At 70.6% G+C, this 8,631-nt stretch carries 9 protein-coding genes and 1 pseudogene; 4 read left to right on the top strand and 6 right to left on the bottom strand.

The genetic code is table 11. From position 1 onward, the window contains the following. From ACZ7LS_RS14330 to ACZ7LS_RS14320, 3 genes and pseudogenes are all read left to right on the top strand, one after another. Positions 1-135: pseudogene (locus ACZ7LS_RS14330) on the top strand (2-oxoacid:ferredoxin oxidoreductase subunit beta); the annotation flags it as partial. 289 nt (positions 136-424) lie between these two features. After that, complete coding sequence (locus ACZ7LS_RS14325) at positions 425-676, top strand: DUF6400 family protein (RefSeq protein ID WP_382528975.1); 252 nt, start codon at positions 425-427, stop codon at positions 674-676. Further along, on the top strand, positions 660-902 hold the full coding sequence (locus ACZ7LS_RS14320; protein ID WP_129771365.1) for a hypothetical protein: 243 nt from the start codon (positions 660-662) through the stop codon (positions 900-902). Before ACZ7LS_RS14325 ends, ACZ7LS_RS14320 begins: the two co-directional genes overlap by 17 nt. Positions 903-916: 14 nt before the next feature. On the opposite strand, the gene ACZ7LS_RS14315 is transcribed toward ACZ7LS_RS14320, so the two are convergent. The 4 genes from ACZ7LS_RS14315 to ACZ7LS_RS14300 form a co-directional block, all read right to left on the bottom strand. Next, a complete protein-coding gene (locus ACZ7LS_RS14315) occupies positions 917-1,519 on the bottom strand; it encodes a TetR/AcrR family transcriptional regulator (protein WP_382528971.1) in 603 nt (200 codons plus the stop codon). A gap of 37 nt (positions 1,520-1,556) precedes the next feature. Further along, positions 1,557-2,303 (bottom strand): SDR family NAD(P)-dependent oxidoreductase, encoded by a 747-nt coding sequence (locus ACZ7LS_RS14310; RefSeq protein ID WP_382528967.1) that lies wholly within the window; start codon positions 2,301-2,303, stop codon positions 1,557-1,559. 112 nt (positions 2,304-2,415) lie between these two features. After that, positions 2,416-3,135, bottom strand: coding sequence for an SDR family NAD(P)-dependent oxidoreductase (locus tag ACZ7LS_RS14305; RefSeq protein ID WP_382672808.1), 720 nt, complete (start codon positions 3,133-3,135; stop codon positions 2,416-2,418). A gap of 103 nt (positions 3,136-3,238) precedes the next feature. Continuing rightward, entirely contained in the window at positions 3,239-3,673 is a 435-nt protein-coding gene (locus tag ACZ7LS_RS14300; protein WP_385134486.1) for a Rid family hydrolase, read from the bottom strand. Between the two features lie 90 nt (positions 3,674-3,763). On the opposite strand from ACZ7LS_RS14300, the gene ACZ7LS_RS14295 reads away from it, so the two are divergent. After that, positions 3,764-4,264: a MarR family winged helix-turn-helix transcriptional regulator gene (locus tag ACZ7LS_RS14295; RefSeq protein ID WP_382528960.1), complete on the top strand. Its 501-nt coding sequence runs from the start codon at positions 3,764-3,766 to the stop codon at positions 4,262-4,264. Between the two features lie 132 nt (positions 4,265-4,396). Here ACZ7LS_RS14295 and ACZ7LS_RS14290 read toward each other — a convergent pair whose 3' ends face one another. Together ACZ7LS_RS14290 and ACZ7LS_RS14285 are read right to left on the bottom strand one after the other, a co-directional pair. Then, the gene (locus tag ACZ7LS_RS14290; RefSeq protein ID WP_385134484.1) at positions 4,397-7,660 is read right to left on the bottom strand and encodes a S8 family peptidase; all 3,264 of its coding nucleotides are present in this window, start codon (positions 7,658-7,660) and stop codon (positions 4,397-4,399) included. Positions 7,661-7,931: 271 nt separating this feature from the next. Further along, positions 7,932-8,597 carry a TetR/AcrR family transcriptional regulator gene (locus ACZ7LS_RS14285; RefSeq protein WP_385134482.1) on the bottom strand — a complete coding sequence of 222 codons (666 nt, stop codon included), beginning with the start codon at positions 8,595-8,597 and terminating at the stop codon, positions 7,932-7,934. Between the last annotated feature and the right edge of the window lie 34 nt (positions 8,598-8,631).

Genomic DNA, 8,631 nt, shown 5'->3' with positions numbered 1-8,631 from the left:
GTACTGCGCAGCGTCGAACGGCCCGTCTACGACACCCTCATGTCGGACCAGCTCGACACGGCCATCGAGCGGCAGGGCAAGGGCGATCTGGCCACGATGCTCGCCGGCGGCGACACCTGGACCGTCAGCGGCTGATCAAGGACGGCTCGGAAGGCCCACACCGAGGGGAGGGACGCCGGCCGGGCCGGGCCGCGCGAGTGGGTTCGTGAAGTGCGTCACAACGCCGTGGACGGACCTTGACCGCCGCTCGGGGACTCGGGCCGGCAACAGCCCACCCCTGGGGGCCGATCCGAGGGTGCGCCTTCGACGATCCGGGTGATACGCGAGCCCCGCCCGCCCCGGGCGGACTTAGGCTCCCCTTCCCTGTCGCCGGGGTCGGGTGGTAGTGGTGGTGGGGTTCTGCCCACACTTCGGAAGTCCCGCCATGAACCAGGACAACGCCACCGGCCTCACCCCCTTCACGATCGACCTGACGCTTGAGGAAGCCCGTCGCCGGGCCGAGGTCATGGCCGCGCTCGGGCCCGACTGGGATCCGGTGGCCGTGCTCCGCGGCGAGGAGGAGGCGTACGCGCTCCTCTACTCGGGCCTGGACACCGAGCAGCAGCGCACCTACGACCTGCTGGTGGCGGCCGGTGTCCTGCCGGGGGAGGGGCCCGGCCGTGCGGCTGCCCATTGACCCGCAGGCGGACCTGGCCCGCCGCGCCTGGGTGGCCTGCCCCGTCTGCGACGACGCCCGCCACTGCGCGACCTGCGCCGACCGGCGCAACTGCGGCGCCCACTGGCGCTTTCTGATCTCCAACAGCGGGCCGGTCGTCCACCTCCAGTGCCCGCGGTGCACCCACATGTGGTCACTGAACACCAGGCCAGGAGTCACCCGCCGTGACGACGGCACCCCTTCCTGACGCGACGGTCCCCGCTACCCGGCGTCGACGGTCTCCTCGGCCCTGACCGCCGCGTCGAACAGCATGGCGGCCGCCTCACGAGCGGTCGTCGCCGCCGACGGATCCCGGTCCATCCGCGCCGAAACCCCGGCGCCGTCGTACAGAAGGTGCAGCTGCCGCGCCAGACCTTCGAAGTCGGCGACGCCGGCCTCCCGGGCCAAGTCCGTGAACAGCGTTCTCACCCACAGTCGGTACCGGTCCGCGGCACACTGAACGGGACTGCCGGGCCGCGCCTCCGCGCTGGCCATGATGTGCGCACAGCCGTTGAACCCGGGCTCGGTGAACAACCGGCCCTGCGCGTCGAAGACCCCCAGCAGGCGCTCCCGTGGCGTGCGGAACCGGGTCAGGGTGCGCTCGATCCGCGCACGGGTCTCCGCGTGGCGGGCGTCCAGATATGCCCGCACCAGCTCCTCCTTGCTGCCGAACAGGTTGTAGAGCGACGCCTTGGCGACGCCGGCCGTCTGCACGACGCGGTCGATGCCGACGGTCTGCACGCCTTCGCGGTAGAACAGGTCGTCGGCGGCGGCCAGCAGGCGTTCACGCGCGGACGGCTTCGAGGCGTTGACCTTGTCGGGCACGGGCGTTTCCTTCGTTCCGCGGTGATGCGCGGGGCGGTCAGGCGGCTGTCATACCGCCGTCGACATCGAGGATGTGACCGGTGATGAACGCGGCGTCATCCGATGCGATGAACACGATCGCGTCGGCGAGCTCTTCCGAGAGGCCGAGGCGACCGAGCGGTACCCGTGTCACCATGTCCGCCTTGTTCTCCGGCGTGCCGGTGAACCGGTTCAGCATGCCGGTGTCCGTGGGGCCGGGAGCCACGGCGTTGACCCGGATTCCCGACGCGGCGACCTCCAGCGCCACCGACTTGGTGATGCCTTCGACGGCGTGCTTGCTGCCGACGTAGACGGCGGCCCCCGCGCCACCCTTGTGGCCGTAGGTCGAAGAGATGTTGATGATGCTGCCGCTGCCCTGCTCCCGCATGGCGCGGACTTCGTGCTTCATGCTGAGGATGACACCGAGGACGTTCGTCTCGAACGTCTCGTTGTAGGTCTCCGCGGTCTGGTCGGTGATCGGACCGAGCCGGCCTTCGGTGCCGGCGTTGTTCACCGCGACATCGAGACGGCCGAACCGTGTGACGGCCTCGTCGACCATGGCGCGGACGTCGTCCTCGTGGCGGACGTCGGTGTTGATGAACTCGGCCTCGGAACCGAGGGCGCGCAGTTCTTCGGTGAGTGTCTTGCCGGCCTCGTCGCGCCGGCCGGCGACGACCACGTTCGCGCTCTTCTCGGCGAAGGCGACAGCGGCGGCGCGGCCGATGCCGGTGAGTGCTCCGGTTATCAGAACGACTGGCTTGTCCATGAGCTTGGCTCCTGTATACGCGGTACGAGTCCATGCGCGGTACGGGGCAGGTGTCCCGTACGTCAGGTGTCCTGTACCCCAGGTGTCCCGTACCTCAGGTGTGCCGCACGGGTCAGACGGCTGTGCGTCCGCCGTCGACGGGGATCACGGCCCCGGTGATATAGCCCGCGGCCGGCGAGGCGAGGAACGCGATGACGTCCCCGATCTCCTCCGCCTCCGCAACGCGGGACAGGATCGTGGTCTCTCCCAGGGCCGTGAGCCGGTCCCTCGACGAGCCGCCGGTGTAGACCGGTCCGGGGGCGACGGTGTTCACCCGCACCCCCTGCGGGCCGTACTCGGCGGCCCAGGATCGGGTCAGCGCGGCGAGCGCGGCCTTGGTGGCGCTGTAGGCGGCGCCGCCTGCCAGGCCGATCTGCCCGGCCATGCTGCCCAGGTTGATCACGGTGCCCCGGCCCCGCTCGGCCATCTTCGGCGCGAGGGCGGCCGTGAGGTAGTACGCGCTGCGTACGTTGGCGCCGAACAACTCGTCGTGCTTGTCGGGGGGCAGGTCGGCGGTGGGCCCGAACCAGGAGAACCCGGCGTTGTTGACGAGGACCTCGACGTCGCCCGCCGCGGCCGCCAGTTGCCTGACCGCGTGCACGTCGGTGAGGTCGGCGGCGAGGAACTCGGCGCTGCCACCGGCGCTCTCGATCTCCTTGACCACAGCGGCTCCGCGCGCGGCGTCGCGGCCGTGAACCAGGATCTTGAACCCGTCCCGGGCGAGCTTCAGCGCCGCGGCCCGGCCGATACCGGACGTCGCGCCCGTCACCAGGGCTGTGCGTGTCCCGGGCATGATCACCCCTCCTTCCCCTTGATCAGACCGGTCTGTCTTATGTCACTTTCCAGTGAAACAGCGGCATATCGGCTGGTCAAACCGGCATGATTCGCCCGGATGGTCAGGAGAGGTGTCGGTCGTCGTGGCCGATGACGGCGGTCACGCGAACCTCGACACGCATCTTCGGGGCACCGAGGGCCGATACGCCGATCTCGGTCCAGATGGGCGCGCGATCGCCCATGCGCTTGCGGAACTGGTCCACCATGACGCGGTTGTGGACCTCTCCGATGAAGTCGGCGGACTCGGGTATGTGGTACGAGTCCACGGCGATGACGTCACGCCATGTGGCACCGGCCGAGGCGAGGGTTCGCTCGACGTTCTCGAATGCCTGAATGATCTCGTCCTCCAGGGCCTCGGGGAAGTTCCAGTCGTCGTCCCACCCTCCCTGGCCCGAGGTCTCGACGCGATCGCCGGTCCGAACGGCCTGGTGGTAGTGCATGGTGGTCAGTTGCGTCTCGCCGTATCCGGGCGTGGCGAAGAACTCCGGCTTGCCCATGGTGTGTCCCTTTCTTCACTTCACGTGTGAAGTGAACGTAGCACGCTTCACTTCACGCATGAAGTCACAACCGTTCGGTAGGGTGTCGTCATGGCCGCCCCCGCGAACCCGAACCCCGGCGAGGACGCCTCCGGCGAGGCGCTGTGGCTTACCGCGCACGAGAAGGAGGCATGGACAGGACTGGTCTCGCTGGTGCTGCTTCTGCCGGGACGGCTGGAGTCGCCGCTGCAGCAAGGGGCCGGCCTGACCCTCTTCGAGTACCTGACCCTCAGTCACATCTCGGAGGCCCCGGAGCGCCGCATACGGATGAGCGAGCTGGCCTACCTCGCCAGCGGCTCCCTCTCGCGGCTGTCCAACGTCGTCAAGCGGTTCGAACAGCGGGGCTGGGTGGAGCGTTCACCCGATCCCGACGACGGCCGGTACACCGTCGCCGCCCTCACCGATGCCGGGTATGACGTGGTCGTCGCCGCCGCGCCCACGCACGTGCGCTCGGTCCGGCAGTACGTGCTCGACCCGCTCACCGCCGCCGACCAGCAGGCACTCGCCCGGATCGCCGCCAAGCTGCGGGTGCGGCCGGACGACCTGGCCTAGGCCGCCGGCCTCCGGCCCCTCGCACCGTTTCCCTCAGCCCCGGTCCCGTCGCCGGTTACGGACCAAGCGGGGCGGTCATCACGAACCGACGCCCGCACGGCCGGGTGGCACCTGCCGTGCGGGCGCGGATGATCACTTCGTACGGTAGGCGTCGATGATCGTCTGGGAGAAGGTGTCACCCCTCCGGTCCGTGACGTCGGCCCGGAAGGAGACCGAGCCGCCGGCGGCCGGGTTGTCCACCCGTACCGCGCCCTTGTGTGTGACGAGCCGGCTCCACTTCTTGCCGCCGTCGTAGGAGACGGACACCTTCAGCGACGCGAGGTCGCGGCCGGCGGCCGATCCCTGGACGGTGACCGGCACGGACTGCCTGACGCCGGCGGCGGCCGTGGAGTCGAGGCCGAGGTCCGGGGCGTAACGGACCACGCTCGTCGGGACGGCGACGGCCTTTGCCGTGCGGGACGAGGTGAACTCGGCCTGCCAGGTGACGGTCGAGCTGACCGACGCGACGCCGGACGCGGCCCGGCCCACGGTGGTCACCAGGCGGTACCGCGCCTTGTCGGCGGGCAGTTGGAAGCGGGCGGCGTCCAGGACGTCGTCGACGGCCGCGTACTTCCGGCCGTTGCGGTAGAGCGTCGTGGACGCGGATTCCGCGTCGTACACGCTTCCGCCGCTGTGGCCCGCGCCGTCGGCGAAGGGCGTGATCGTGCCGGTCAGTGTGTCGCCGTCCCGGACCAGTCCCTGTCCCTGACCCGTGGCGAGCGCCGGCCCGAACACCCCGGTGTTGACGGTCTCGGTGTACTGGTCGCCCCCTCGGTACGTCCGGCCGGGGATCCGGTATTCGGCCCGGACCGTTCCCGAGTCGGCCGTGAGCTGCTGGGAGTGCGCGCCCCAGCGGTAGCCTCCCTGGAGGTACACCGTCCTCGTGTTCGGCAGGCCGGAGTAGAAACCGACCGCACCCGCCGGGATGTCCAGTGGGGTGGTCCAGTTCAGCCCCAGCGCCCCGGCGACCGACGAGCCCTGCCGTACGGTCAGCTCGGCCAGGTCCGCCGAGGTCACGTGCTGCGTGTGGCCGTTGTAGAAGGCGTCCTTGAGCGTGTCCGCGAGGTGGTATTCGCTGTCGCCGTTGGACCAGTGCGACACGAAGTACGAGGAGGATTCGCCCGGTGGCGGCGGGTCACCGAGCTGGGCGCTGCGAGTATTGGCCAGGTTCGTGCCCAGCCCGAACGCGCTGGTCGTCTCCGTTCCGTGCGCCTTCACCGTGCTGATCAGGAAGGAGGAGTAGCCCTTGGCGTCCGGGTCCGGCAACGACACGTCGATCGGCTTCGCCAGCCGGGCGTCGATCTCCACCGTCATGTCGCGGTCGACCGTCAGCTTCGGCGCGACGAGATAGTCCAGGCCGAATCCACTGGCGTCGTCCCTCGTGAAGGTCTTGCCCATGACGGCGTAGTCGCCGGCGGGCACGCGCACCGTGCTCGTGCCGTCGGCCCCCCGGATCAACTGGTAGTTGTCGTTGCCGATGCCGGTCAGCGTGGCGGCCCAGTCGAGGTAGCCGGGTATCGAGCCGTCGCGGCCGGTGGCTTTGAAGGTGAGGTCGTAGGACTCCGCCGCACGGTCGAGCCCCCCGACGCTGCGCACGGTCTGGCCGCCGCCGGTCGCGGTGACCGTGAGGCTGAAGGCGCCCGAGACGTCACCGCCGACGCGGGTGTCCGCCGTGACGACGACGGTGGAGGTTCCACCGGCCGGGACGGTGACCTGCTGGGTGCTGAGGGTGAACAGCCCCTCGGGAGCGGCGGCTCCCGCCGGGCCGGCGCCCTCGGCGGACAGGGCGAGCGTCACCGCCTGGTCGCCGTCGTTCCGGTAGGCGACCGTCCTGGTCATCGGCTCGTCGTCGGTGTGCGGCCAGAGCACGCGGCCGAAGTTCAGCGAGACCGGCTCCGCGACGACGGTCTGCTTCGTGGCCCGGGTCAGGTCGATCCGGCCGCTGCCCTGCTCGTACGCGCTGTACGCGCCGGGTTCAGCGGAACCGGCCAGCGCGGACTTGATCCGCGCACCGGTCCAGTCCGGATTCCGCTGGGCGAGCAGGGCGGCCGCGCCCGCGACATGCGGCGTGGCCATGGAGGTGCCGCTCATCGTCACGTACCCGGGGGCCGGATGCGGGTACCCCGGCAGGGTGCCCGCGGCCGATGCCGCCGTGATGTCCACGCCTGGCGCGGTCACATCGGGCTTGACGCCCCCGTCTTCGAGGCGCGGCCCCCGGGAGGAGAAGGACGCGAGCGCGTCCTTCTTGTCGACGGCGCCCACGGTCAGCGCGGACTCGGCGACGCCGGGGGAGCCGATGGTGGTGTCCCCAGGGCCGGAGTTGCCCGCGGCGACGACGAACAGCGCCCGGTCGGACAGCGCCTCGACGGCTTCTTCGAGCGGGTCGGTGCCCAGTGTGTCCGTGGCGCCGAGGGACATGTTCACGATGTCGGCGCCCTGTTCCACGGCCCACTCCATGCCGGCGATGATCTCGGAGTCGAGGCCGGAACCCGCGGAGTTGAGCACCTTGCCGATGACCAGGCCGGCACCCGGCGCCACGCCCTTGTAGGCGCCGCCGGAAGCCGCGCCGGTCCCCGCCGCGGTGGAGGCCACGTGTGTGCCGTGCCCGTGGTGGTCCTGGACGTCCGCCTCGGCCGTGAAGTTGCGCTGGGCGACGATCTTGCCGGCCACATCGGCGTGGCCGGTGTCGATGCCGGTGTCCAGGACGGCGATCTTCACCCCTGTCCCGTCGTAGCCCGCCTTCCACACGTCCGGTGCGCCGATCTGCGGCACGCTCACGTCCAGCGAGGCCGTCGCCACGCCGTCGAGCCGGATGGAGGCCACGCCCGGCGCCAGTTCACTCACTCCGGCGGAGGTGTCGGTCAGCGCGGACCACGCCCCGGCCGCCTCCTTCGGCCGCAGGACGAGCGCCTCGCCGTCCAGTGCGTCGAGATCCCGGACGGATGTGCTGGTGTTCGCGTGCAGTCGCGTCCGTGCGGCAGGGTTCTCCGCGGCGTACTCGACGATCACCGGCGTCCCGCCGTCCGCCAGGTCGTCGTACTCGGGACGGTTCAGCTCGGCCGCGTCGAACAGCGACAGGTCGAGGCGACCCGCCGCGATCAGCGGTTCGACGTCCGAGGGGATGACATAGCTGTGCCCGCCGGTCTCACTGATCTGGACGGGTATCGAGGCCCGGCCCTTGGCGGGCGCCACCCCGACAACGTTGCCATCCTTGTCGAGCAGCACCTGATCACCCGTGATCAGGACGATCTTCCGGGCCGCGGCGGACGCGGTCGCCGCAGTCGTCGCTGACGCCGCTGTCGTCGTCCGCACGGTGTCCGCGGCGGCTGACGGGGCGTTGGTGAGCCCCCCTGTCATCCCCGCCACAAGCGTCACGGCCGCGGCTACCGCGACCGCGCCAGGTCTGATACGTCTTCTTGTCGGCACTATCGTCCCTGTCTGCAGGCCCTCTGGGCGTGGGGTATCAACAGATGATCGATCGGCATGCGGGCGACAGCTTGTCCGTCGTGACGAGACCATGTCAATGGCGCCTGTGGGGTGGGACACCCGATGGCCGGCACGGCCAACTGCGGCGCCGGGCAACCCGGTTGACCGTGCGTGCACGGGCGACGCCCGCCCGCCCCCGTTATCAGCGAGGTGGCGGAGGGGCGGCGGCGTGCTGGGGGGAGTGCGCGAGCCGCAGGCGGGGAGCCGGTGGCATGGGCGCGGACGCTTCCGTACCCGGAACGGCGTGGAATGCCTCGACGACGTACGCGGCGAAGCGGCGGGAGGCCGTGAGCCGGGCGGTGCGCGGCGCGTCCTGGACGCCGCGGTGGGCCATGAGCATCAGGATCAGGTCGTCGACGACGAAGCCGGAGCGCATCTGGCCCGTCTCCTGGGCACGCCGGGTCAGTTCCGCGACCGCGCGCAGAATGGGCTCGCGGTCGGCGGCGAAGTCCATGGTCTCGGGGAATGCCGCCATGAAGGCGTCGGCGAATCCGCGGCTGTGGGCGTGGAGTTCGCAGATCTGCTCGACCAGGCTCCGGAATCCGTGCCACGGGTCCGAGTCCGCGAGGGCGTCGCGGACGATGGAGTGGCAGGCTCGCCGCTGCTCGGTGAAGGTCTCCACGATCAGGTCCCGCTTGGTCGGGAAGTGCCGGTACAGCGTGGCGGGGCCGACGCCTGCGTGCCGAGCGATCTCTCGCATGGGCGCGCTCAGGCCCTCCTCGCCGAACACCGCGCGGGCGGCGTCCAGGATCCGGGCACGGTTGTCGCGGGCGTCGGAGCGCACGGTGTGAGGCAAATGGTCGGTCATGGCTTCTCACTTTAGCCAAGCGGACGGGTGCGTC

The sequence above is a fragment of the Streptomyces sp. NPDC039430 genome (assembly GCF_055639435.1).
This window is presented reverse-complemented; position numbering and strand designations above follow the sequence as displayed.